The sequence below is a fragment of the Leptospira semungkisensis genome (genome assembly GCF_004770055.1).
Taxonomy (GTDB): domain Bacteria; phylum Spirochaetota; class Leptospiria; order Leptospirales; family Leptospiraceae; genus Leptospira_B; species Leptospira_B semungkisensis.
The window spans coordinates 774,407-799,377 of record NZ_RQEP01000005.1; the positions used below are offsets into that span (position 1 = coordinate 774,407).

Genomic DNA, 24,971 nt, shown 5'->3' on the forward strand with positions numbered 1-24,971 from the left:
TATCTATGCAAGTGTTGAGTAGTGCAAGTAAATTTTGCGAACCCAGGAATACGCAGTTCCTAGGTTCGCAAATCGAGTGCAATGGTTTTAGAATCCGATCATCATTCCTCCATCCACTCTTAATGTAGCACCGGTAATCCAGTCCGCCTCATCCGAAGCAAGAAAAGCTACCGCAGAAGCTACAGAGTCTTCTGGATTTCGATCGATCTTAAGAGGAATGGACTCCAGAATGGACTTTACGATTTCTTCTGGAACATTGGTTACGAAATCGTTTGCAATGAATCCAGAAGCAACGCAGTTCACAGTAATGTTTCTGGATGCAAATTCTCTTGCTGCCGATTTGGTGAGAGCCATCAATCCTGCCTTCGCGGAGGAGTAGTTTGCCTGACCACCATTTCCATAGAAGCCGGATACAGAACCTATATTGATAATCCTTCCCTTCCTATTCTTTAACATCAACTTAGCCGCAGCTTGGGTTCCGAAGAATGCAGCCTTTAAGTTGACGGAGTGAACCTTGTCCCATTTCTCTTCACTCATTCTTAGGAAAAGATCGTCTTCAACTACGCCTGCATTATTAATCCAGATATCCAAGGATCCGGTTTTCTCTAAGGCGAAGTCCGCGAGTTCCTTGTTCTGGGCCTTCGAGGTTACATCGCAAACCTTCCAAAGAAGATTCGCGCCACCATCTTGAGCCAGCTCCTTTGCAGTCGCCTCGCAATTCGCTTCGTTTAGATCAGAGAGAACGACTTTGCATCCTCTTTTTGATAACGATCTTGCGATGGCTTTTCCTATACCCCTTGCCGAGCCTGTGATCACGGCTGTCTTTCCTTGAAACATATCAATCTCCTTTATTATTTCGATATCGAAATAAATGGGTGTATTTATGAAACTTTCGCTTTCTCATGATTACTCGAAGTTGGAATAGATTTTGGTTAGAATACGAAAGAACTCGTCTCTTTCTTTCTGATCCAAGTCTTTGTTAATTCGAAGAAGTGTAGCTCTAGAGGCTTTTTGGACTAGATCCAAGGCTCCCTTTCCCTTTTCGGTTAGCTCCGCGGAAGTAACTCTTTCATCTTCATAAGGCTTGGATCGCTTAATATAGCCTGTTTCTTCCATCTTATCTAACAAGGCTGTGATTGTGGAATTGGTTCTATCGAGCCATTTTGCAAGTTCACTCATAGTAAGAGGACCGTCTTTTCCTAAGGCGAACAGAACTCCTCCATGTGCAGGGACAAGATCCTGAATCCCCTGCTTCTGAAACTCGGCAGATAAATGCTTTTGGATCCGGTCTCTGGTCCTGGACAGCAAATGGATGATGAACTCGGGTTTCATATATATTTAGACATCGAAATAGTTGGAAAGTTTTGTCAAGTTGAAAAAGATGGGGGTAAATCGGTTAAAATGATTCTACTTCGACTGAGTTCCCGCAGGTTCTCTGAAATTGATCTCAAAGATATCGTAGTTGGATTCTCGAACTCCGACTACGAATGCAACGGAAACCCCTAGAAAGTATCTTCCACTGTATTTCATTGCTTTCCAGGCGAATTCAGCCATTTCTTCGGATGTAATAGAAAAGGGATGTACTTTTCCTCTGGATTCGTCCAAGTAGATGCCTTCGTACGTTCCGACCATTGTGCCTTTGTATTCTAAGCTGAGAATTCTACCGGTGACGGAAAAGTTTCGTTTTCCTCCAGTTTTACGGCTGGTCATTTTGTCGATCGGTGTCGCAGTATCGTGGGCCGTTACCCAGACTGTGATCCTACCACTCGGATCTTTTACGGGTGATGTATGCGGGAGTTTGCTATCTTGGTATTGAGCGTCTACGATCTCAATACTCGTAGAAAGCGCCACAGGTTTGATCCTATGTATATTAAATTGTATTAAAATAGTTTGGTTCAGGTTCTTGCTTAAGAAATTTACCACATCCGCGTTTTCTGGCCGAACGCTGACCTGCACTTTCTTTCGCACTGGAGCAAAGCACTCGTCCCTGGCCATGTCACATTCTTCCGCAGGGTCGTAAACAGTCACTTCTATGACCCCTTCGTAAGATTCGTAGATGATCCCACTACTCTCAAACTGGGTTAGTTTAGCGACAGTCCATCCTTCCGAATATGTGCCCAAGGAAAACAGGGAAGTCGAAAAAAAGAAAAGCTGTGTAAAGATTACAAATGCAAAAAACTTTCTTGGGCTCATAAGTCTCAATCTGACGAGATTTTCAGTCCTTCCGTTCTATCTTCTATGTCGGATTCCCGGGAAAGAAATTTCGATATTTATTTGGTGATTTGAGATTAGAAAGCCTCTTTTGTCGATCCTATTGTTTTCCGTTGGGTATAAATCCGGGAATTTTCTGTGAGATTTTCAATCTAAGGTTCGCTTTTCTTTCTTCAGATACTTTTCCAAAAGAACTTTTGTAGATCGTTTAAAGGTCAAAGAATGTCAAAAGCGCCGGAAGGACCGCGGCTCGTTTCATTTGGTTCTTTGGATGAGGTTAGATATGAGTTCTTTTTTGCGATCTTTGTTGGCCGGTTTTATCTTCATTACATTTCTTTTTCCATTTGTAACAAGTGCTCAAGAATATCGTAAGTCTCCCTTTGGTAAGAAGAAGCCCCCTCAAGAAAAGAGGCAGGTGGTGCCGAACGAATATATTATCAAGTTAGTAGCAGGAAACAGCAGCTCTAAGATCAAGGATCTAATGCCAGGATTCTCGATCCTAAAAATCGAAGAGCTTTCGGATGACACGTATCGTGTGGTTTATGAGAAGGACCCAGGCTTAGAGAATCTTGTAGAAGCAGGCAAGAGATCTGGGATCGTTATTTTTGCCCAACCGAATCGGATCTACAAAGCGTTTTAATCTATTTTTTAGAGAATCCCTTCTCTATCCAGCCTGCAATATCATACAGCGCTTCTTTAGCTTTTGGAATTCCTCTCCCAAGATTAAAGAACCCATGTATTAAGTTTTCATAAACCTTCAATTCTAAGGGAATTTTTGCCTTCTTTAATAGATCTGCATAAGCAAGGCCTTCGTCCTGTAAAGGATCGAAACCTGCGATCACCATATAGGTTTGGGGGGAATGAGCCAAGGAAGCCTGCAGAAATGGTGTGACCCTCGGATCCTTCCAATCCTTGGAATTCGGCAAACTATGTTTTTTAAAATAACGTAATAGATCTCTAGTGAGAGCATAACCGTCGGCAAACTCTTCCACACTTTTTCTTTCTTGTGTTAGATCGATCCAAGGATAGATCAAAATTTGGAATAGAGGAAGGGGAAGTTTTTCTTTTTTGGCTTGGGTCGAAATGGAGATCGCTAAATTTCCTCCGGCAGAGTCTCCTCCGACTGCGATCTTTTTTGGATCGAGCCCGAGTGCCTTTCCATTTTCCTTGATCCATTTGTATGCCGAGAAAGCGTCTTCCCAAGAAGAAGGATATTGCGATTCGGGTGCTAATCCGTAATCCACTGCGAGTATTGCATGACCGGAGGTCTTTGCAAGAAATCTGAGAGGAGGATCATGAGAGTCCAGATCCCCGATTACAAAACCTCCTCCATGAAAATAAAGAAGGCATGGTTCTAAGGTTGAACCTTGGTTGGAGGAATATAATCTTACTCTAATACGTCCTTTTGTTCCAGGAATGGTAAAGTCCTCTACTCGGGGAAGTTCGATCTTCTCCAAGTCGAATAGAGTCATGATGTCCCTAAAGAGAGCTCTCGCCTTTAATGGAGGAAGATGCTCCGGTTTCGGTTTGATCTTTGCCAGGACCAATGCGGCGCGGATCTTGGGATCCAAGGTCCTGCCGCGTTTTATATCCTTTCCGAAAACTCTAAGTATCGGGTTCGGTAAAGAAAGTAATGCCCTCGCTGCTACTCCTTCAAACTTTTGCCAGAGCACGCTTCTTGGTTTTCCTTACTTCATTCTTGTGTCCATTGGAACCCGACTTAGAGGTTTGCTTGTACTTTGCCTTTGCCTCGATCGGTAGAGAATTAGAAGTTTTAGATGCTCGTTTCTTTCCTGCTTTTAATTCTTTTTGCATATAATACAAAAAGTCTTCGTAGTCGACTTGCATCGTATGTCTTGCAGAAGCCACATAACGTTTCTTCATTTTCGTTTCATAATCTTTGATCTGCGTTTGCATCTCGGAATTATTAGGAAGTAAATAGTTCCCAGTAAGATATTCTGCCAGCCATTTGCCCTGGAATTCTGCAAGAGGCATGATTGCCCCCAGAGGTTGATACAACCCAACAAAGAAAAGATTCTTTAATCCTGGTTTGAAAGTCCTATGGAATAAAGGCAGATAATTATCCGGTGCTGAAATGAAATCAGAATGAAAGAAAGGAAATTTTACATTGTATCCTGTGCAATAGATGATCGCATCGATCTCTTCTTCGGAACCGTCAGAGAACTTGACCTTGCTTCCATTATATTCCTGGATGACCGGTTTGTATTTGATATCTCCCCTTCCCAAACGAACCAAGATATCTTGAGAGATTGTAGGATGTGCCTCTCCAGGCTTATGATCAGGCTTTGGCAGTCCGAAATCTTCCATCTTGCCCACTCCTATCTTCAGCATGATTCCGAATAGAAGTTGTTTGATCCAGAATGGAGTTCCTGGAGGGATCATCTCAGTAGATTTGTCGAGAGGCTTTCCGAAAAGATAATTCGGGATCACCCAAGCTCCTCTTCTGGAACTTAAGATAACTTTCTTTGCGACTCCCGGACGACTAAGCTCCACGGAAATATCCATGGCGCTGTTTCCCATTCCGAGTACTACGACTTTCTTTCCTACTAAATCGATTGGATGTTGCGGGTCCACATAGTCGTGTGAGTGTATTATCTTTCCGTTAAATTTACCTGGAAAATCAGGTTCAGGCCAACGAGGAGACCAATGGTGTCCATTCGCTACGATCACAGCATCGTAGAAGTTTTTTTCTCCTTTCTCGCTGATCACTAGATAAGTTCCATCTTCTTGAGGTTCTACTTTTGCGACACCGTTCTTGAATTTGATATTTTTTCGAAGTCCAAAATGTTCCGTGTAATCCGTGAAATATTTTTGGATCGGCTCATGGTTTGGATAATCCGCATACCAAGTCGGCATCGGATAATCCTTATATTCCATTCTATCTCTATGAGTATTGATATGTAAGGACTTGTATATATTGCTTAGACCGTTATCGTTTTTATATCTCCAATTCCCGCCTACATCACTTCCTTTCTCGTAACAGTCGTAAGGGATGCCCTTGTCCTGCAAAGATTTACAAACAGTGATTCCGCTCGAGCCTGCGCCGATCACGCATACTCTTGGTAACTCTTGCATGGATGTCTCCTAATCATAATGATCGTTATAAAATGCATTCTTAGTAGAAGAGCGGATCTGACATGAGTCAAGTCCGAAAATGGATTGAGGGAATAAATCAATATGTTTAGGTCTGCCTATGGCAAACGAGAATGGAAGAACAAATGTTCACTTTGATTACGATTATATTATAGTAGGTTCAGGGTTTGGCGGTAGTGTTTCAGCGATGCGCCTGAGTCAAAAAGGTTATTCTGTATTAGTAATCGAGTCAGGAAAGAGATGGGCTGCAAAAGATTTTCCTAAAACGAATTGGTCCGTTCACAAATATCTTTGGATGCCTAGACTTGGTTTTTATGGCATACAAAGATTAAATCTATTGAAAGATTTTTTTCTAGTCAGTGGCGCCGGTGTAGGTGGAGGTTCTCTAGTTTATGCAAACACTCTCTATGTTCCTTCCGACAAGACCTTAAATCATCCTACCTATCAGAAGATCGGAGGGAAGAATGGAATGATTCCCTTCTATGAAGTTGCGTCTCGTATGCTTGGTGTAACTAAAAATCCAAAGTTGGATGAGTCAGATCAAATCTTAAAAGAGATCGCAGACGATATGGGGAGAGGAGAAACATTCACTCCTACACCTGTTGGAGTTTTCTTTGGAGAGAAGAGTGGCCAGACAGTAAGAGATCCTTACTTTTTAGGAGAAGGTCCTGATCGAACTACTTGTAATTTCTGCGGAGGTTGCATGGTGGGATGTCGTTTTAATTCTAAAAACACATTAGATAAAAATTATTTATTCTTCGCGGAGAAGTTAGGAACCAAAATACTTCCCGAAACGAAAGCAACGGACTTAATTCCTTTAAATGAAAAAGGAGAAAGGGATTCGAATGCAAGCGGAGAATTCGGATACGAATTAAAGACTAGATCCACAACAGGATGGTTCGGATCTCCCAAGAGAACCTTTAGAGCAAAGAATGTGATTTTGTCCGCAGCAGTGATGGGAACTGTAGGTCTTCTTCTTCGTGCCAGAGAAAATGGAAGTATGACGAGGCTTTCTCCTCGCTTGGGTGATAATGTTCGTACGAATAGTGAGACAGTTCTTGCTGTTTCTAAGTTTGGGAAAGACGTGGATTTTTCTAGAGGAGTGGCGATCACTTCTTCCATTCATCCGGATGATCATACTCATATCGAGCCAGTGCGATACTCCAGAGGTTCGGATTTCTTCGGAACTTTGGCGAGTGTTCTCACCGATGGAGGAGGAAAATTTCCCCGACCTTTGAAGTATTTCTTCACGATGTTTACGCATCCTTTATATTTCTTAAAGGCATCTTGGCCGTTCGGGTTTGCAAAAAATTCTTTGATCCTTCTTGTGATGCAAACCTTGGACAACAAAGTGAAGTTGGTTCGTGAGAGAAGAACTGTTTGGCCTTTTGAGAAGTCTATGACCTCGGCATTAACGGAAGGAGAAAAGACACCTTCTTATATTCCGATCGCAAATCAAACTGCACGAAAGATTGCAAAGAAGATCGGAGGCTTTCCTCGTAGTTCTTTAAATGATGTCCTTTTGAATGCGCCGATCACTGGTCATATTATGGGCGGTTGTGTTATGGGTTCTGATCCGGAAGAAGGAGTTATCGATTTCGAGAACAAGGTCTTTGGTTATAAGAATCTAAGAGTTTGTGATAGCTCAATGATCCCTGTGAATCTGGGAGTGAATCCTTCTCTTTCTATCACCGCAATGACGGAAAGGGCGATGTCCATGATCCCAACGAAATCGGGATCCGCTCGTTCTTTTCAATTTGAGGATACGTTTGGGATCAGCTCTGTAGTATTTCCTGAAAAAACGAAGGCTGCCAAGTAGCATCTTCTAAAACGATAGACTGTAGATTCGACAAAGGAAATATCTCCGAATAAAGCTCGAAAGAGTTTCGGAGATAGGTCTTGTCTTTATTCAAAGAAAGCTTAAAGGATTTTTTTCAAACTAAGAAGGATTGGTTTTCTTTCGCTGCTGTCCTGTTTATTTTTCTCGCCGTTTGGGCCTTGAATTATAAATTTATTTTCGTTCAAACCATCTTCGTAACTTTAAAGGACCAACAAGAGGCTCTTCTTCTCTTCTTCTTTTTGTTTTATTCCTTTGGAGCTTTGCTCATATATCCGATCGCTTTGGCTTTGTATAGAAAATCCGGAGAATGGAAACGACTTCTTCCTTTTGTAATTGGAATCGTGGTCGTTCTTACTTTGGTGAGTTCGGCAAGACTGAAAGATACGAGTTTATTATCTTTCTTAGATACTTCTTCTGTTCGGATCGGAATGATGTCTTTGAATTATTTCAGTAATATATGTATCTACGCGGCTATTCCACTCTATTGGATTTGGAAACAAAAGGATTCGAATGATAGATTCTTGGGACTCAACGCAGGTTCTAAATGGAGAGAAGTGACACTTCTTCTTGGATTGATGCTGCCGGTGATAGCGATCGCATCCTTTTCGATTTCCTTTCTTGCATATTATCCTCGCTTTGCGAATCGATTTCCTGACGGTTATATAGATTATCCACCTTGGGCTTGGATCTTAGTTTTCGAGATCGCTTACGCTTTCGGTTTCGTTGCGCTTGAGACTTTCTTTCGAGGATTTATGGTTTTGCCTTTGGCTACAAGGTTCGGAAGCAAACCTGCAGTTTTAGCAATGGCATTTATGTACGGGCTTTTGCATTTTACCAAGCCATCTTTCGAGGCCTTGGGTTCGTTCTTCGGGGGTTTTATTCTGGGAATGATCTCTCACAGAACAAAGTCAGTATATGCAGGAATTATAATTAATATCGGGGTGGCTTGGGCCATGGAGCTTGCTGCCACCCTTCAATTCTTGTACTTGATGTGATCTTATTTCAGATACGGATCGTGTACCCTATATTATAGAAGAATATCATATGCACGATATGCTGTTGTTGATAATGCTCTACTAAGCTCCTCTGCACCGCAGGACTTGTGGATAAAGAACTCAGATAGTTGACGATCAGTTCGTTCTTGTACCCGAAAGCTTTCGCAGGATCCACAGTCATTCCATCGTTCGGATTATTATCCGCATATACTCCAATATTCGGAGTATATGTGCCGTTATCAACCAGAGCTGGAGTCGCTCTATACATCATGTTCGCTGCAAAGAAGAATTTTCCATAATCGAACTGTAGCCTAGGGCTGATATCACTGATCCCTTTCTTGCGATCAATATTATCATTCACTTCTGCGTAACCGACGACCAAGCTAGGAGTGATCCTGAAAGTCTCTCCTTTGAAGAACTCATGACTCAAGCTTAAACGATAGTTGTGAGTTCCTTGGAATACACCACCGAAATCGTTTAACATTTTGTTGTTAATTGAAATCGTTGGACTCAACCATTCCCAGAAGGGAGCCTTCCAACCGATGACCCAATAGCCTCTCATTGCGTAGCCAGGCTGGTTTTGGTTGATGAATAAGAATCCAGCAGTAAAGGTTCCAAGTCTTGTCTCATGATCGTACATCGCTCTGGTGAATAGATAATCGTAGAGACCGTTCTGTTCTTTTCGAGTCTTAACCTGGTTCGGATCATATAGCAACTGACCTGCTGCCAGAGATTTATCCACCAAGCTCGTCTGATCCGGTCCGCCAGGTGTGGATTGCATTCTTAGATCAGAGTCAGTATTGCTTCTGTCCACCATTGGGTTCATCATGGTTAGTCCTAGTTTAAACCCTTTAGGTAATCCTAATAGTTCCACGTTGGTGGTTAGGAAGTATGCCTGGTAGAAATCCTTGTAAGAAGTTCCATTACGCCTTGCCTGACGTTCTCCGAATAGATCGGAACCTTGGAAGGCACCATCATTGGAAACTGATTGGGAAAGCAAAATGGAATGTTCCGGCAAGGCATCCGCTGGCACTTGTGGCTTTACCGCTCCCGTGGGAACACTTTCGTCGGTGGTCAACTCTGGAGTTGTGTCCGGACGATCTTCGGTGATCTGTTTGATTTTATCTTTTCGAACTCGAATAATGACTCCATCCGCACTTACGAATTCTATTTCTGTTTCGGTTTCTTTTTGGATGGTGACTTTTTCGAAAACTCTACCTGAGGCGGTGCGGATGGTAACTCCTAAGAGTTCTCCTAAACCGCTTGTAGAGACGAAGAGGATAAACGTTAACGTACCTATACTTCTTCTCATATAACCAGTATTTTTGGGAGGATCCGTAAATTCAATACACATACACGAATTATTAATTTTCTAGAAAAAATAAAATTCCTGATTACTATGTCTTTAGAGAGTAATGTGCAAGAAATTCGGAGGAATATGCAATTGGGATGAACGTATGTTAGTCAGCAAATTTTACTTATGAAAAGACTGGACGAAATTTAAAAACCTCTTCTTCTTCTTCAGAAATATAGAATGGATTAGGATAGTTTAAAATGAATCCTCCGAATTTAGCCCAAGCTTCCTTATTTCGAAATTGTAATTTTTATCTAGGACATTGGAAAGATTTTTCCAAGATGATTCCTGTATATGATCCTTCTTCCAATCAAGAGATCGGATCTGTTCCGGATCTTCCTGCAGAAGAGATCCGAGCTGCCATTTTATTTGCAGAGAAAGAACAAAGATCATGGGCAAAAACTCTTCCAAAAGAGAGAGCAAAGTACTTACGTAATTGGGCAAATTTAATGATCCAAAACAGAGAAGACTTGGCAAAGATCATGACTTGGGAGCAAGGTAAGCCTTTGGCAGAATCCAGAGGAGAGATCGATTATGCTGCTTCTTATTTAGAATGGTTTGCAGAAGAAGCGAAACGTACCTATGGAGATATCATTCCCACACATAGAAAGGAGCTTAGACTTTTATCTTGGAAAGAGCCGATCGGAGTCACCGGGATCTTGACTCCTTGGAATTTTCCTTCTTCGATGATCACTCGAAAAGTTGGGCCTGCCTTAGCAGCTGGATGCGTTGTGATCTCTAAACCTTCTGAACTTACACCGTACTCCGCGATTGCTTTGGCGGTGCTTGCACAAGAAGCAGGTTTACCACCCGGAGTATTTCAAGTAGTGACGGGAAGGCCCGAAACTATTGCAGATGAATTCTTAGATAATCCAGGAGTGAAGAAGATCAGTTTTACCGGTTCCACTCGAGTAGGAAAAATTCTCTTAGAGAAATCCGCAAAGCAGATCAAAAGAATTTCTTTAGAGTTGGGAGGGAATGCGCCTTTTATCGTTTTTGCCGATGCGAACCTAAAAGAAGCAGTAAAGGGAGCAATCGCATCAAAATTTCGTAATACAGGACAGACCTGTGTATGTGCAAACAGATTCTTGGTAGAAGAAAAGGTCGCTGACGAATTCGCAACTATGCTCGCAGAAGAAGTCTCCAAATTCAAGGTAGGAAATGGTTTTGAGGAAGGAGTAAATCAGGGACCCTTAATCCATTCTGCTGCGCTTCATAAAGTGGATTCTCATGTGAAGGACGCATTGCAAAAAGGAGGAAAGCTTCGGATCGGTGGAAAACCTCATTCTCTTGGAGGAAGTTTTTATGAGCCAACGGTTCTCACTAATGTTACAGAAGATTCCCTTTGTTTTCAAGAAGAAACATTTGGTCCTCTTGCTCCGATTCATTCCTTCAAAACAGAAGAAGAAGCTCTTAGAATAGCAAATGCTACATCTGTAGGATTGGCATCTTATATGTATACGAACGATCCCGCTCGTATCTGGAGAATGACCGAATCCATAGAAGCCGGAATGGTGGCAGTGAATGAAGGTATTTTGTCTACCGAACAAGTTCCATTTGGCGGGGTAAAAGAATCAGGTATTGGTAGAGAAGGTTCTAAATACGGAATAGAGGAATATCAGGAAATAAAATATATATGCTGGGGAGGCCAAAGTTAATAATAAGAATTTGGGATTCGTTTTCTTTTGTTAGCTTTTAAGGAAAGATTTCGTCTTCTCCCTAGCTGGATTTTAGGAAATTACATTTTTCCTTGACGAGTGGATCTCTCCGATAATCTTCATAGGCTGCCTTTTTTATGGACCCTCTTTATTTTAATTTTTACTTCTTCGGATCCTTACTCGCCTCTTTATTTTCTCTTTATGTAGCCTTCTTCTTTTTGACGATCAAAGATAGGAGTAAGGCTGCCTTTCATTTGGGGATCTCCAGCTTATCTACTACAATCTTTCATCTCGGATATGCGATAGCATTTTGTTCCGCGGAAGATTGGACCATCTTTCATAGATGGATCGTGATCCCATTTCCGATGGTCGGATACACTCAGCTATTCATCTTCTTCTTTTACTTTCCGAATCCGAAAAGAGTCAAGCTCGGATTGCTACTTTATTCACTTCTCTACGTAGGAGTGATCGCGCTCGCGATTTTCTATATTATACTTTCCTTAAAGTCCACAAGAACCTTCGTGATGGGCAGCCATTACTGGGACTTCGAAACCCATTTGTTCTATAAGATATTTTCCCTACTCGTTCTTATCTACAATGCGATTTTCTTAGTTGCTGCAATTTGGAGATCGGTAGTTGAAAAAGGAGCAGAGAGAAGATCGGTCATATACATCACTCTCGCTTACATTACGATCACTCTCTTTCCTGGGATTACGAACGCGTTAAGCAGGGAAGGTACCGTGTCGAGAGCGGTATATCAACAGACAGCGGACATTCTTCTCGTAGCAGGATTATTCCTCATCTTGATCATCTACGTGAATGCAACCAAGGAAAGAACTACCATCCTAAGTAGGATCGTAGGAGTCAGTATGGCAACTTTCCTCTTGGCATTTCAATTGGTCGGTTTTACTATTTTGAACGGATATGATTCTTCTTTCGATCTGATCAAGAAAGAAGAAGCTAAACTTACTGTCTTCAATGGAGAAGAGCCTCCCGGTTTTGCGTACTTGATATCTTATGATCCGAAAGAGAACCGCTTTCAAACCGAGAGAGGATTCAAGGATCTTAGATCTGATATAGAAGATAGATTAGAGCTTAGATTCTTTTATATCTCTCGTAATTTGACTCGATTGGGAAATCTTCCCGCAAAGCAAAGATGGGAAAGATCCAAAGAAGTTTTGGCGGAATCTCCTAAGGAATTTTACGCGTACCAAGAAGGGCTTCGCCAGTTTTTGGAATCAAAGGGAGATGTGGTAGTTTCCGATGCGGAGGTTTTAGATTTCTTCCGTTTCTTAAATAAAAAACTGAAAGTAGTGAAAAGTAAATTCGCTCACTTACCTACTAAGTCCGATACAGCTGCAGTTGATAAACTTTTAGTAGCGAATGAGGTCGGACTCTCCGGAATATTGGAGAAGGTAAAGAACAAGGTAGATACCGAATTAAAAGCAGGAACATCTGGATCTGAGATCAATAAGGCAGTATTACCTCCTTTGTCTCCGCTCTTAGAAGTAGGTGAGAGAATTTATAGAGGAACCAAGTTCTATACGGTCGGTGACGAAAAACCCCAATACTACGTTTCTTATTTGGTTGTTCATCCTGAGAACGGAAAGATCTACGAGGTAGGGTTCACTTACAAATCCTATAGAGCATTTATACATGATCCTTCTCTAGTTCTTGTAGGTTGTTTGCTTGCGGTGATGCTCGTGATCATCTTTGGATTTAGATTCTTCTTCCAAAATGCTTTAGTGAAACCAATGGACGAAGTAGTCGTTGGACTCACAGAAGTCAATTCCGGCAACTTGGAATACAGATTGAAGCCTCGTGTAGAAGACGAGATTGGATTTATTGCTCGTTCCTTCAATAGAATGGCTCGCTCGATACAGGCAGCACGTAAACAACTCGAGCAATATGCAAACGAGTTGGAGGAAAAGGTAAAGGAAAGAACCAAGGAATTGGAACAAACCCTTGGAGAAGTGCAGGAGCTCAAGCAACAACAGGACGGAGACTATTTCTTAACTTCTCTTTTGATCAAGCCGTTAGGAGCAAACAAAGCAATTCAAGAAAACGTAAAAGTAGATTTCTTAATGGAGCAAAAAAAGAAATTCACTTTCAGAAGATACCACGACGAGATCGGTGGGGATTTAAATATTTCTAATCATATCGAGCTGAAGGATAGATCTTATACTGTTTTCTTAAATGCGGATGCGATGGGAAAATCAATGCAAGGCGCTGGTGGCGCGTTGGTATTGGGAGCAGTCTTTGAATCCATTATAGAAAGGACCAGACTTGCCGAAGCGATGAAGAACCAATCTCCGGAGAGATGGTTAAAAAATGCATTCACAGAATTGCATAAAGTATTCGAGAGCTTTGACGGATCCATGCTTGTTTCCTCCGTAATGGGTCTCGTAGACGACGAAGTAGGTATATTATATTTCATTAATGCAGAGCATCCTTGGACGGTACTTTATAGGGACGGGATCGCAAGCTTCATAGAAGACGAGTTGATGTTCCGAAAACTGGGTACAACAGGCATGGAAGGAAGGATCTATATCAAAACCTTCCAACTAGAGCCTGGAGATGTGATCATTGCCGGATCGGACGGACGTGACGATATTCTGATCGGAACCGACTCTGAAGGCGGAAGGATCATCAACGATGACGAAAGATTGTTCTTATCTATTGTAGAAGAAGGTCGCTCCGATTTGCAAGGGATCTATGATGCAATTCTGTCCAAGGGACCGCTTACAGATGATTTGTCTTTGATCCGACTTTCTTTCAAAGAAGACACTTCCGAATTTAAACACCAAGACGAACAAAAACAGAAGATTAAAGATCTGCTTCGTCGAGCAAAGGAAACTTCTCAAAGCAAGGATGTAGAAGAAGCAATTTCATACTTGGAAGAAGCTGAGAATTTAGATAGCCGCATTCCTGAAGTAAAGAAGAACTTCATAAAGTTGTTCTTGAAGCTCAAGGACTACTCCAAGGCAGCTCATTATGCCGAAGATTATTTGAATATCAAACCTGTTGATAAGGAAATCCTGTATGTGGCTTCTTTTGCGGCCAGAAAGGCAGGTCAGCTTAGAAAGGCATTGGATTTCGGGGAAAGGCTTCGACTAAGAGAACCGGATCATTTCAAAAACCTAATGAACCTGGCTCAGGTCTATATCGCATTAAAAAATTATGAAAGAGCGATGAGTATGGTCCAAGCAGCCTTACACATGGAACCTAATAACGAGGCTGTATTGCGTATACGGGACGTTCTTAGAAAGAACTGGAACCCGAAAGATGAAATCAGTTAATTAAAGATTGATAAAGGTCACGTTACCTTTCTTTTGCTATAAATTTTCCATGATTTAAGGATTGAAAAAGGATCGATTTATTCCCCCTTTATCCGTCTTCAATACTGAGACCATAAATAATTTCCAAGCGGGCTCTTATTAGATGGAAACACGTTCCGAAACAGATAAAATCCTAGGCCAAGGGCCTATCACAATCAACCGAATCCGATTTGGACTTACCATCTTGTATTTCTTGTCTATTGCAATGGGTTACAAGAGAAGTACTCTCTTGCAAAATTCGTTATATATTGCTGGGACAAGCATAATGGTCCTGTATGTGACCTATTCTTTCTTAAAGAATCGATTTGGTACAGGAGTTTCTCCTTTTCTTGCAAAAGTATTCATCATAGCGGATGTGTTTGTTCTTTGTCTAGTGATGGTTGGGGCCACTTCCGAGGACGCAAAACTTTCTTCTAATGTGATCAAGCAAGTGGTCTTATTTACGATTAACGTAATTTATATTATTTATGCAGGCTTACTCTTGTCTCCAGGGTTTGTTTATGCGGTTGGAGTTTCTACTATCATCGCTCAAACATTGGTGGTGATCAATGCAGCGAATACAGGCGTTGCCTTTTCGGAAGATAGTCAGCTTTCGATCACTCCAGGTTACGCTTCCATGTCAGAACAGATTACTAAAATGTTATTCTTGCTGACCGTTGCTTTTATCGTCGTCGCAGTTATTAAGATCTTTATCCGATTGAAATCTGTCGAAGAGGAAAAATCAGCAGCAATGGAAAAGTCCAGAACAGACTTGGAAGAAGGGAAAGTTCGAATGACCGAGTCCGCTGTCTCTTTAAAAGAAAATTCCAAAAAGCTAAAGGACTTCTCCGATGACTTTTCGGAAGTTGTGAGCAATCACGCCGCTTCCTTCGAGCAGATTAGTTCTACTATGGAAGAATTTTTAGCACAAACGGAACAATCCGCCAGTACTGTAAACGATCAGTTCGGAAAGATAGAGAACTTATTGGGAGAGAGCCGCAATTTAAATACATTGATCGATCGTATTTCGGGACATTCTTCCGATCTGGATAAGAATATGGATATCGTTTTGGATGCGGGAAAAGCGGTTAGCAGATTCGTAGACGGGCTCAGAAATTCTTTGGAATCTTTAGGAAGTTCATTTCGCTCAGTGGGAGAAGTGAATCAGATCATGTCGGACGTTGCCGATAGAACGAATTTACTTTCGTTGAATGCATCTATTGAAGCGGCTAGAGCAGGAGTCGCCGGTCGTGGATTTGCGGTGGTCGCAACTGAAGTATCTAAACTTGCAGAGAGCAGCTCCGAGAATGCGGACAGAATTTCTAAGATCATCAATGAGAGTACTAAATACGTTCAAGATGGACAGAAGTCGGCTCACACTGCTAGTGAGAAAGTAAAAGAGCAGGACACTCTCTTTGAGAATTTTTTGGACAGCTTTAAGCAATTGAATCAGCTTTTAAGTGAGCAAAAAACAGTGAACGAACGTTTTCTGAACAGTCTGACTTCTCTTAGAAATCTCTCTTCGGATATTGAAACTGCTTCGAAGGAACAATCCTTAGGTGCAAATGCAATCATGACTTCCGTATCTTCTTTGCAAAGCTCTATGGAATCACTTTTACATAAGAGTGAACTATTGTCTGAAACCATTACGATCTTAGAGACAGAAGCTCAAGTCTTAGCATCTAAAGATTGATTGTAATGATCTATAAAAATCTGATATAGATCGTACGTAAAACTCTTGAATTCTAATGATAAGAGATTAGAAAAGTCGCTCCATGGTTTATTTTAACTCATGGGCGATCTCAACGCTCATCTGTTCCATATTCACTTTTATTATTTTCGCATTCTTGGCAAGTCTCAAGAGAAAGGCGAATTATACTAGTGCATTTTCTCTTCTGTTCTTATTCGTATTCTTAATTAATTTCGGATTCTTTATCTCAGCGATCTTTCCTCAGCCGAGTGCTTCTTATCATCGTTTGGTGACCGGGCCAGCTGCTGTTTTCGGAACGATTTTCTTGTGCATTTTTGCTTATCTTTATCCTCGCAACGATAGACCAAAGGAAGCCAAGTATGTGATCGCTTCTTTGCTCGGAATTTCCTCGATAACGATCTTATATTCGTATTTTCAAATATTCGGAAGTAGGCCTGTATTTGATTTCAAGGGACAGATCTATAATTATCATCCTAAGGTAGGAAATCTATTAGCAATCTCATTATTGGCATTCTTGCTAGTAATGATTTTTATACAGGTGAGAAAGATCATCCAAGCGGATAAGGAAGAAAGAAAATCCATATTCCAAATGTCTTTGGGAATGGATATCACGTATCTAGTGCCGGTGGTTTCGAATCTTCTTCTAAGAGAAGGAGTGATTACCTTCAACTTATTCCAGCAACTGTACGTTGGTTTTATGATCTTGGGATATTTCTCTCTTATCATATTATTTATTAATAATACAGTAGATAAGACTTCGTTTATGACGAAGATTGTAGGCATCACGGTAGCCACTTGTTTGGTTTTTGCCCAAGCATTTTCTACTGTGGTAAATCTCAAGAATGAAAGTTCTTTCGACGAGATTAGTCTAAAAGAGGCGATCAATTTTCTAAAAACAGGAAAGGCAGAAGGATCTTCGATCGCATACGCAGTATCCGTTTCCGATTCTTCTAATAAGCCGAAATTATTGACCAAGTCTTCCGGAATAGAGCCGAATTTGACTGCCTCTCAAAAAGATATTTTAGAAAATCGTAAACTAGGAAATTTCTCAAAGAGAACTTCTTCCGTTAATTCGCCAAAGATCTTGCCAGAAGGATATGTTCCTCCTTCTTCCGATCTATTTTATTCCTACTATTTGAGAGATGAGGCGGGAGAAAGGACATTGCAGGTCGCTTTTCCTTATCTTTATTATAGAAAATTTTTGGATGATACCAATAGCTGGATCGCGCTTTTGACTATGGCATTGGTATTCGTGGTATTGGTTCTATTTCCATTCTTCTTTAATCGAAGTCTAGTCCGTCCTTTGAATACTTTGATCCAAGGAGTTGGCGAAGTAAATTTAGGAAATCTAACCGTTCAGATTCCAGTCCTTGTGCAGGATGAGATTGGATATCTAACTGGTTCCTTTAACAAAATGGTGGATAGCATTTTGGAAGGAAGGACTAAGTTAGAGGAATATGCGGATACTCTGGAAGAAAAGGTAGAAGCAAGAACCAAAGAAGTTACGGAGAAGATGGAAGAGATCCATACCTTGAAAGTGCAGCAGGATGGAGATTACTTTCTTACTTCTCTCTTGAGTAAACCGCTCATGACGAATTGGAATCGTTCTTCGCAGGTTACTACAAACTTCTATATTGAACAAAAGAAGAAATTTATATTTAAGAATAAAGAGTCCGAGATAGGCGGAGATATTTGCATCAGCGGTAATCTTCTATTCGGATCAGAGAAAGAAAAATGGACGGTATTCCTGAACGGGGACGCGATGGGCAAGTCCATGCAGGGAGCCGGGGGAGCGATCGTTCTCGGGACGGCTATGAATAATATCATGGCAAGGTCCGCAAGTCAGGGAAAGGTACTTAGTGTCACTCCCGAAGATTGGATCCAGGAAACGTATAGAGAGTTAGACGATATCTTTCGCACATTTGACGGAGTGATGATGGCTTCGGTGATCTTGGGTTTGATCAATGAGAAAACCGGAAAGATGTACTACTTTAACGCGGAACATCCTTGGGCCGTTCTACTGAGAGATGCAAAGGCTTCTTTTTTAGAAAGAGAATTAACTTTACGTAAACTAGGTTCTCCTTCCGAGATGAGCTTTAAGATCTTGGAATTCCAGCTTGCTCCTGGAGATGTTTTGTACATAGGTTCTGATGGAAGGGATGATATCAATCTCACCGAAGACGGGATCTCTTGGGTAATGAACTCGGACGAGAATCTATTCTTAAAAACGGTAGAGGATTCTAAGGGAGACTTGGACAATTTAGTAGATCGGATCCATGGGTTAGGCGCTCTTTCCGATGACTTATCTCTGATACGAATCGGTTTCCAAGAACAATTATCTCCGAGTCTTGGAGAAACAAAGATAGAAGTTTCCGAATCCATTCTCCGCAAATACGCCGAAGCAAAAGCGCTGCTCCAACAAAGAGAGATCGGAACAGCTATCGTACTCTTAGAGGAGACTATCGAAGCTTCTCCTAATTTCAAAGCCGCTCCTAGATTGCTCGGCCAAGTACATTATGATCGAAAGGAATATTCGCCTGCATCTGGTTGGTTCGAGAAGTATCTAGAGCTGGATTCAGATTCTCCCAATATTTGGTTTTTATTATCCGTTTGCTACAAGCACATGAAAGAATACGATAAGGCAGGAGTGGCAGCGGAGAAGGTTCGTATCTCTCAACCTCATCGCTTGGCAAACCTGATCAATCTAAGCGATAACTATAGGCTATTGGGTCGTTTCTCTCAGGCTCGTTCTATTCTGGATTCGGCTCAATCTATCGATGGAGAAAGTCCGGGAGTACGAAAGCTCGACGAGTTACTGAAATCAAAGGGCTACTAAGTAAATTTAGATTGTGGAATCGGCCATTTCACAATGTTTTGTAAAAACGACCCTTTAGAAATCGGTTCGACTCCCGTTTTCAGATCGTTGCCCGTCCTCCGGAACTTTAAGAAGTTCGAGATAGAGCCTTTCAGCATTAAGTCTCATTTCAAATCATAGGGCGATCTAAAGGTTCCAAAGGTAGAATCAGAGGTACCAATACCATGGCCAATTTATACTACGATAAAGATACGGATCTTAACGTATTAAAAGGAAAGACCATTGCCGTAATCGGATACGGAAGCCAAGGTCACGCACAAGCTCAGAACATGAAAGATTCAGGGCTGAAGGTCATCATCGGTTTGAAAGACGGATCCAAATCCAAAAAGGATGCGGAAGAAGCAGGCTTCGAAGTTTATTCCGTTTCTGAAGCTGCAAAGAAAGCAGATATCATTCAGATCCTTGCTCCGGACGAGATCCAAGCAGACATCTATAAGGCAGATATCGAGCCTAATTTGAAAGAAGGAGATGCTCTCGTCTTCTCTCATGGATTCAATATCCACTTCGAATTCATCCAACCTCCTAAGAACGTAGACGTTTATATGGTCGCTCCTAAAGGACCAGGACATTTGGTTCGCAGAGTATATGTAGAAGGCGGCGGTGTTCCTTGCTTGATCGCAATCAACCAAGATGCAACCGGAACTGCAAAACAAAGAGCTCTCGCTCACGCGTCCGGAGTAGGCGGAGGAAGAGCAGGTATATTAGAAACTTCTTTTAGAGAAGAAACTGAGACTGATCTTTTCGGAGAGCAAGTCGTTCTTTGCGGTGGTCTTTCTAACTTGATCATGGCTGGATTCGAGACTCTGACCGAAGCAGGATACGATCCTGAGATCGCTTACTTCGAGTGTCTGCATGAAGTAAAACTCATCACTGATTTGATTTACGAAGGTGGATTAGATCGTATGCGTTATTCTATCTCTGGAACTGCTGAGTACGGCGACTATGTTTCCGGTCCTCGGATCATCGATGCAGGTGTGAAAGCTCGCATGAAAGATGTTTTGAACGATATTCAAAAGGCAAATGGTTCCAAGTTTGCAAAAGCTTGGATCGCAGAAACCAAAGCTGGATATCCTGAGTTCAATAAGATGAGAGAAAAGAATGCGGGTCACCCGATCGAAGCGGTCGGCAAAAAATTACGCGGCATGATGAAATGGCTGGGTAAATAAGATCTACCTCTTCTTAAACGAGTGAATGAAAAGGCCGGAATTTTCCGGCCTTTTTTATTTGGATCGAAGCCTTATGATTTTCGAGTTTCATTTCGGCCACTTCTTCGTATAAAAGTTCCCCAAGCTCGGACATAATTTGGAAATTTCTTTCCCAAGCTCCGATTTTACAGCATTTTCAGGAAAGTAAACCTATACTTCTTCGGTCTTAAAAACGGTTCTAAAGCGGCATCTTCGTTCGCTAGATCGGGCAAAAAAATAATGACAAAGCTTTTGTTTTTGCTACCTTGAGACACCCAAGCCAGGAGGCTCTGATTGAAATCCTTATTTTCCATAATCGGAATTTCTATCTTTTTGTTTTCCAGTGATGTTTTCGCACAGAAGAGGCTAGGCCTAATCTTCGGATCCAATTACCAAGGAAACAAGGCAGGAATTCCCGAGTTAAATCTTTGTGAAGCGGATGCAAAGTACTTACACGATGAGATCAGACGTGTGGGGAAATTCGACGATATCAAGATTGTTTTAGGTAAAGACGTAACCAAGGATAATATCCAACGCGAGATCAAAGCGATCGCGTCCAAGGCTAAGTCTGATGATACAGTATTCTTATATTTCTCCGGACATGGAGCCTTTCAAAGAGATGAAAAGGCAAAGAACGGAATGAGAAACCTGATCATTTGCTATGATCGTCCTCACTTGTCCGATGATGAGTTAAACGATTATTTGGCTGGGATCAAATCTCCAAAGACGGTTTTCGTTTTTGACTGTTGCTTCTCCGGAGGGATAGCCAAGAAAGGAAAAGCGACTAGAGGTTCTACTCCAGTACCGATCCCGCAAGGAAGCGATGGAACGGTTAAGCAAGATTCTCAAGACTTCTATTTCCAAGATAAGGCGATTATTTCCAGCGCGGATGATAACCAAACTGCCATCGAAGTAGGAGGTACCATCAATCATGGAATCTTTACATACAATTTCGGAAGAGCATTATCTAGCGCGGACTTAAATCAGGACGATGTAGTTACAGCTCTCGAAGCATTCTTCTCTTCTAGAGATGAAACTGTAGCGATGGCAAAGAAATTCGATCATGAGCAAGTGCCTCAGATTTCGGGTAACGCGTCCGGTATCTTCCTCGCGGGAGAGAAGAAGCCGGATCCTCCTAAACCTGTCGAGCCTGTTAAACCTCCTGTGAATCCTACTCCGGTCCCGGATGTGGATCCACCTAAGCCTCAACCGGAAACTCCTGTTGTTACGAACCAAGAACCTCCTGTTGTTCCTACAAATCAGAAAGGTGATTTGGTGATCAAGACCACCATTATTCAAGACAGAGCGTACGGAGTCTCCGATCTTCCTCCTGATATTCGTTTAACAACAGGCAAGAAGAGAGTGGGCAATCGTTCTATTCGAGTACTGATCGACGATAAAGAAGTAGATAAGACAATCTCTTCTGAAGTTTCTAATTACTGGGGAGCAGTTAAAAAGATGGGAAAACTTGTCCCTGGTGCGACTTATACTCTCACTGTAAAAGGAGTACCTGCAGGTGTTCATAAGGTGACCATCCAAGCGGATGATTATCCGGAGATTCAAAAGACACAAGCAGTGATCCCAAATAAGAAGAACGAATTGGAAGTAGTAACTTCTATGAGTGGCTTCGGAGCAATCCGTGGAAAGGTGTTCTATCGCACATTAGACAACCCTGTGTTGAACCAACCTATCTACATGCCGACTGTTACCAGTGTAACCGGTATCCAAAAGCTGAATACGGATCAAAACGGGAATTTCTGGTTTACGAACCTGAAACCGGGAGAGTACGAGATCAAAGCTTCTTTTGCGGAAGATTTGAATTTGAATAACTCCAATATTGTGGTCCGTGAAGGAGAAGTTACGGAAGTGGATGTGATCCTGAACGTAAAACTTCCTTCCACTAAAACAAAATACTAAGATCGAAACTAGCTGATCTTTGTGAGGCCTCTCGATAACACGAGGGGCCTTTTTGTTTTTAGGCACTGAGCAATGAGTTTTGCCTTCGAAAGAAGATCGGTTTTGGCTCTCTTTTATTCCAATACATTCAGGCTGTCTTAGACTGAATTCGACAGAGCCATCTCAATGCTTAGAAAATTGGTTAATATATTTGAAGAAGAAAGATAAGAAGAATGCGGGGTGGGATTTCCGCTCTACCCTCGGCTAGAAGGTAGAGAAGAGCTCTGGTTTGGTATTAGTCTTTTTGAAAATTTTTCCACTGTGTGGAATTGATCCTTTTTTTTCGAATCTCTACTAAGATTCTCATTTGTTTTCTGTTTAGAAGGTTTCTTGCATTTAAGCCGAACTCAGGTAGAACTGTATCGTTCGTGAGATTGGCAAAGGTTTTTCCGATTTTTGAGAAGGAACTCCGTAAGTCCGGATCCATTTCGGGATACATCATAAATCGCCTCCGTGCGACCCATTCAGGGGTAAAAAGAGGAAGAAGGTTCCGTTTTCCATCCTTGGAAGGAAGCTTTCTCCCAAACTGTACTTCGGGAACTTGCGAAAATACTTGAGATATTTTTTTCTTGTACGAAAAGAAAGTACGGGGTAAATTCGGTTATAATGCAGATCCGTTTGGAAAATAGAACCGGTAAAAGATCCGGTCGTTTCGTCGTATACGAGTACGGAACGGACCTATTTGGCTACGTCTACGTGGATAAATTCCGCGGTCGGGACAGAGGCAAAGTGGTTTCTAGATGGTTGATGCAGGATTTGGGCTCTCTCGTTCGACTTCTCGACCATGAGATCTATAAAAGAGAATCCGAAAACTACGAGAACGTCACCTTAGCAGTATGAAGGCCCTCGAAAGGGTTGATCGGCTCGATCGAAATATTTCCCGCCTAGACCGGATCATTCGTAAAGAAGAATCCAACTTATCCTATCTCTCCGCATTTCGTCTTCTTGCATTCTTTAGCTTTGCTTCTTGGATCATAGGTGTATATCTACTTCGACTAGACTCGGAGTTATACTATTTACCTTCGATCTTGATACTCGCAGGTTTCTATAAACTTCTATCTCTTTATCAGGACCATAAGGATAGGATTCGAAGATTAAAAGTTTGGATGGATTTTCTAAAGACCCAAAAGGCTCGGATTCTTTTGGATGCAAAATCTTACCCCAAAGTAAAGAAGGAATATTATAAAAATCTATTATTAGAATCCGATCTTCCTCCTTGGACGAAAGATCTGGATTTCCTTGGAGAAAAGGGAATATTCTCTCGGATCGATACTACGGTGCTTCCTAAATCCAACTCAGGATTCTTGAAATACTTTTTAGAGAAGAAAGAAGAAGGTAAGATCCGAGCCCGACAATCCGCTGTCCAAAATCTTTCCTCCAAGCAAAAGACCCTGCAAAAACTCTTAAGGCAATTGAGACTCTATGAGGCCTCTTTTCCCGCTCGCAAAGATGGAGAAGAAGAGAAACTTCCTTCTTACATTCCTAAATTCAAAAGCATTTCCTCTGAAAGATCAGGTCAGGAAAAACAGGACTTTCCATTTCATTTATTCGCAGATAAGCCTTCTGGTTTTTGGACCTTAGCGCTTGGAGGAATCGGAAGTGTGATCCGCTTTCTATTTCCGGTTTGGGTGATCCTTGTTTGGATCTTAGTGATCGGAAGCTTTCTCTTCGGTCAGACTTGGGGTTTTGGATTCTTCTTATTGAATCTGTCCTTCTTTGGATTCTATAGAGGTGCTTCCCTCAAAATGATTCAACCTCTCGCGGAAGATTGGGAGACCTTGGACGAATTGGGAAAGCTTCTTTCATATCTTCGCTCTGTACAAATGAGTTCTGTCCAGGGGCAAACATATTTAGCGGACTGGACTCGAAAGGATTTTCATACGTATTGGAAAAGATTGAAAAAGATTGCGAACTTAGCCGCTTATACTCAATCTCCTTTGGCTCATAGTCTCTTAAATGTTCTTTTTCTTTTTGATCTTTGGGTCTGGAGAAGATATGCGAATTGGTGGAAGGAAAGAGGAGAATCCGTTCTTTCTGCTTTTGAAGATTTGGCAGAACTGGATTCCTTGCTGCCCTTAGCCAATTTGAAATGGATAGATACTGATTTCAATTTTCCTATATTAGAAAAAGAAAATGGATCCACTTCTAATATCAGCGCAAAGAGTTTAGTCCATCCACTGATCCCTTTTGATAAAAGGATCTCTAACAGTCTAGACCCTATAATCCCCGGAAAACTTCTACTCCTGACTGGTTCCAATATGTCGGGTAAGACTACATACCTAAGAGCATTAGGAATTTGCGGAATCTTTGCCATGGCAGGAGGACCGGTTCCTGCTTTAGAATTCAAGACACCGATATTAGAAGTGTATTCTAGTATTCGAAACGAAGACTCTGTCGACGAAGGAATCTCTTTCTTTTATGCGGAAGTTCGTCGTTTAGGAAATATTCTACAAGAAGTTTCTAAAAGAGAAAATGCTAGTTTGGTTTTGTTGGACGAAATTTTAAAAGGAACCAATTCGAGAGAACGGACGATAGCCTGCAAAGGAATTCTGAATAAATTAAGGGAATATAATGTATTCGGAATGATCACTACTCATGATCTAGAACTGGCCGATTTGGCCGACCTATCCCTCTTTCATTTTAGAGAAGAGATAAAAGACGGAAAAATGACCTTTGACTATAAGATCCGAGCCGGTGTAGTCCAATCCAGCAATGCATTGGAAGTTTTACGTTTAGAAGGCTTAGATATAAGCTAG

Annotated in this window: 18 protein-coding genes; 11 read left to right on the top strand and 7 right to left on the bottom strand. The window is 41.6% G+C overall.

What is annotated here, in order from left to right:
• Positions 1–87: 87 nt before the first annotated feature.
• The 3 genes from EHO59_RS03765 to lsa26 all read right to left on the bottom strand — a co-directional run bounded on the left by EHO59_RS03765 (position 88) and on the right by lsa26 (position 2,193).
• Positions 88–837, bottom strand: a complete 750-nt coding sequence (locus EHO59_RS03765; protein ID WP_135584878.1) for a glucose 1-dehydrogenase — start codon at positions 835–837, stop codon at positions 88–90.
• 69 nt (positions 838–906) lie between these two features.
• Positions 907–1,332 carry a MarR family winged helix-turn-helix transcriptional regulator gene (locus tag EHO59_RS03770; protein ID WP_135584880.1) on the bottom strand — a complete coding sequence of 142 codons (426 nt, stop codon included), beginning with the start codon at positions 1,330–1,332 and terminating at the stop codon, positions 907–909.
• A gap of 75 nt (positions 1,333–1,407) precedes the next feature.
• Positions 1,408–2,193, bottom strand: coding sequence for a surface adhesion protein Lsa26 (lsa26, locus tag EHO59_RS03775; RefSeq protein WP_135584882.1), 786 nt, complete (start codon positions 2,191–2,193; stop codon positions 1,408–1,410).
• Positions 2,194–2,494: 301 nt separating this feature from the next.
• Here lsa26 and EHO59_RS03780 point away from each other — a divergent pair, with 301 nt between their 5' ends.
• The gene (locus EHO59_RS03780) at positions 2,495–2,851 is read left to right on the top strand and encodes a hypothetical protein (protein ID WP_135584884.1); all 357 of its coding nucleotides are present in this window, start codon (positions 2,495–2,497) and stop codon (positions 2,849–2,851) included.
• Between the two features lies 1 nt (position 2,852).
• Here the strand turns inward: EHO59_RS03780 and EHO59_RS03785 are convergent, their stop codons facing one another.
• Complete coding sequence (locus EHO59_RS03785) at positions 2,853–3,884, bottom strand: alpha/beta hydrolase (protein WP_135584886.1); 1,032 nt, start codon at positions 3,882–3,884, stop codon at positions 2,853–2,855.
• The gene (locus EHO59_RS03790; protein ID WP_135584887.1) at positions 3,865–5,307 is read right to left on the bottom strand and encodes a flavin-containing monooxygenase; all 1,443 of its coding nucleotides are present in this window, start codon (positions 5,305–5,307) and stop codon (positions 3,865–3,867) included. The genes EHO59_RS03785 and EHO59_RS03790 overlap by 20 nt, the downstream gene beginning before the upstream one ends.
• A 118-nt stretch (positions 5,308–5,425) precedes the next feature.
• On the opposite strand from EHO59_RS03790, the gene EHO59_RS03795 reads away from it, so the two are divergent.
• Both EHO59_RS03795 and EHO59_RS03800 read left to right on the top strand, forming a co-directional pair.
• On the top strand, positions 5,426–7,144 hold the full coding sequence (locus tag EHO59_RS03795; RefSeq protein ID WP_135584889.1) for a GMC family oxidoreductase: 1,719 nt from the start codon (positions 5,426–5,428) through the stop codon (positions 7,142–7,144).
• A gap of 80 nt (positions 7,145–7,224) precedes the next feature.
• On the top strand, positions 7,225–8,160 hold the full coding sequence (locus EHO59_RS03800) for a CPBP family intramembrane glutamic endopeptidase (protein ID WP_135584891.1): 936 nt from the start codon (positions 7,225–7,227) through the stop codon (positions 8,158–8,160).
• A gap of 7 nt (positions 8,161–8,167) precedes the next feature.
• On the opposite strand, the gene EHO59_RS03805 is transcribed toward EHO59_RS03800, so the two are convergent.
• Positions 8,168–9,472, bottom strand: coding sequence for a hypothetical protein (locus EHO59_RS03805; RefSeq protein ID WP_135586473.1), 1,305 nt, complete (start codon positions 9,470–9,472; stop codon positions 8,168–8,170).
• Between the two features lie 242 nt (positions 9,473–9,714).
• On the opposite strand from EHO59_RS03805, the gene EHO59_RS03810 reads away from it, so the two are divergent.
• The 6 genes from EHO59_RS03810 to EHO59_RS03835 all read left to right on the top strand — a co-directional run bounded on the left by EHO59_RS03810 (position 9,715) and on the right by EHO59_RS03835 (position 22,176).
• Positions 9,715–11,172, top strand: a complete 1,458-nt coding sequence (locus EHO59_RS03810; RefSeq protein ID WP_135584894.1) for an NAD-dependent succinate-semialdehyde dehydrogenase — start codon at positions 9,715–9,717, stop codon at positions 11,170–11,172.
• A gap of 137 nt (positions 11,173–11,309) precedes the next feature.
• A complete protein-coding gene (locus tag EHO59_RS03815; RefSeq protein WP_135584896.1) occupies positions 11,310–14,471 on the top strand; it encodes a SpoIIE family protein phosphatase in 3,162 nt (1,053 codons plus the stop codon).
• Between the two features lie 142 nt (positions 14,472–14,613).
• Entirely contained in the window at positions 14,614–16,182 is a 1,569-nt protein-coding gene (locus tag EHO59_RS03820; RefSeq protein WP_135584898.1) for a methyl-accepting chemotaxis protein, read from the top strand.
• Positions 16,183–16,264: 82 nt separating this feature from the next.
• Positions 16,265–19,036 carry a PP2C family protein-serine/threonine phosphatase gene (locus EHO59_RS03825; protein ID WP_135584900.1) on the top strand — a complete coding sequence of 924 codons (2,772 nt, stop codon included), beginning with the start codon at positions 16,265–16,267 and terminating at the stop codon, positions 19,034–19,036.
• 203 nt (positions 19,037–19,239) lie between these two features.
• Positions 19,240–20,241: a ketol-acid reductoisomerase gene (gene ilvC, locus EHO59_RS03830; protein ID WP_135584902.1), complete on the top strand. Its 1,002-nt coding sequence runs from the start codon at positions 19,240–19,242 to the stop codon at positions 20,239–20,241.
• A gap of 312 nt (positions 20,242–20,553) precedes the next feature.
• Positions 20,554–22,176 carry a caspase family protein gene (locus tag EHO59_RS03835; protein WP_135584904.1) on the top strand — a complete coding sequence of 541 codons (1,623 nt, stop codon included), beginning with the start codon at positions 20,554–20,556 and terminating at the stop codon, positions 22,174–22,176.
• A gap of 274 nt (positions 22,177–22,450) precedes the next feature.
• Here the strand turns inward: EHO59_RS03835 and EHO59_RS03840 are convergent, their stop codons facing one another.
• Positions 22,451–22,657 (bottom strand): hypothetical protein, encoded by a 207-nt coding sequence (locus EHO59_RS03840; protein ID WP_135584906.1) that lies wholly within the window; start codon positions 22,655–22,657, stop codon positions 22,451–22,453.
• 164 nt (positions 22,658–22,821) lie between these two features.
• On the opposite strand from EHO59_RS03840, the gene EHO59_RS03845 reads away from it, so the two are divergent.
• Both EHO59_RS03845 and EHO59_RS03850 read left to right on the top strand, forming a co-directional pair.
• On the top strand, positions 22,822–23,055 hold the full coding sequence (locus tag EHO59_RS03845) for a hypothetical protein (RefSeq protein WP_135584908.1): 234 nt from the start codon (positions 22,822–22,824) through the stop codon (positions 23,053–23,055).
• On the top strand, positions 23,052–24,971 hold the full coding sequence (locus tag EHO59_RS03850) for a MutS-related protein (RefSeq protein WP_135584910.1): 1,920 nt from the start codon (positions 23,052–23,054) through the stop codon (positions 24,969–24,971). The genes EHO59_RS03845 and EHO59_RS03850 overlap by 4 nt, the downstream gene beginning before the upstream one ends.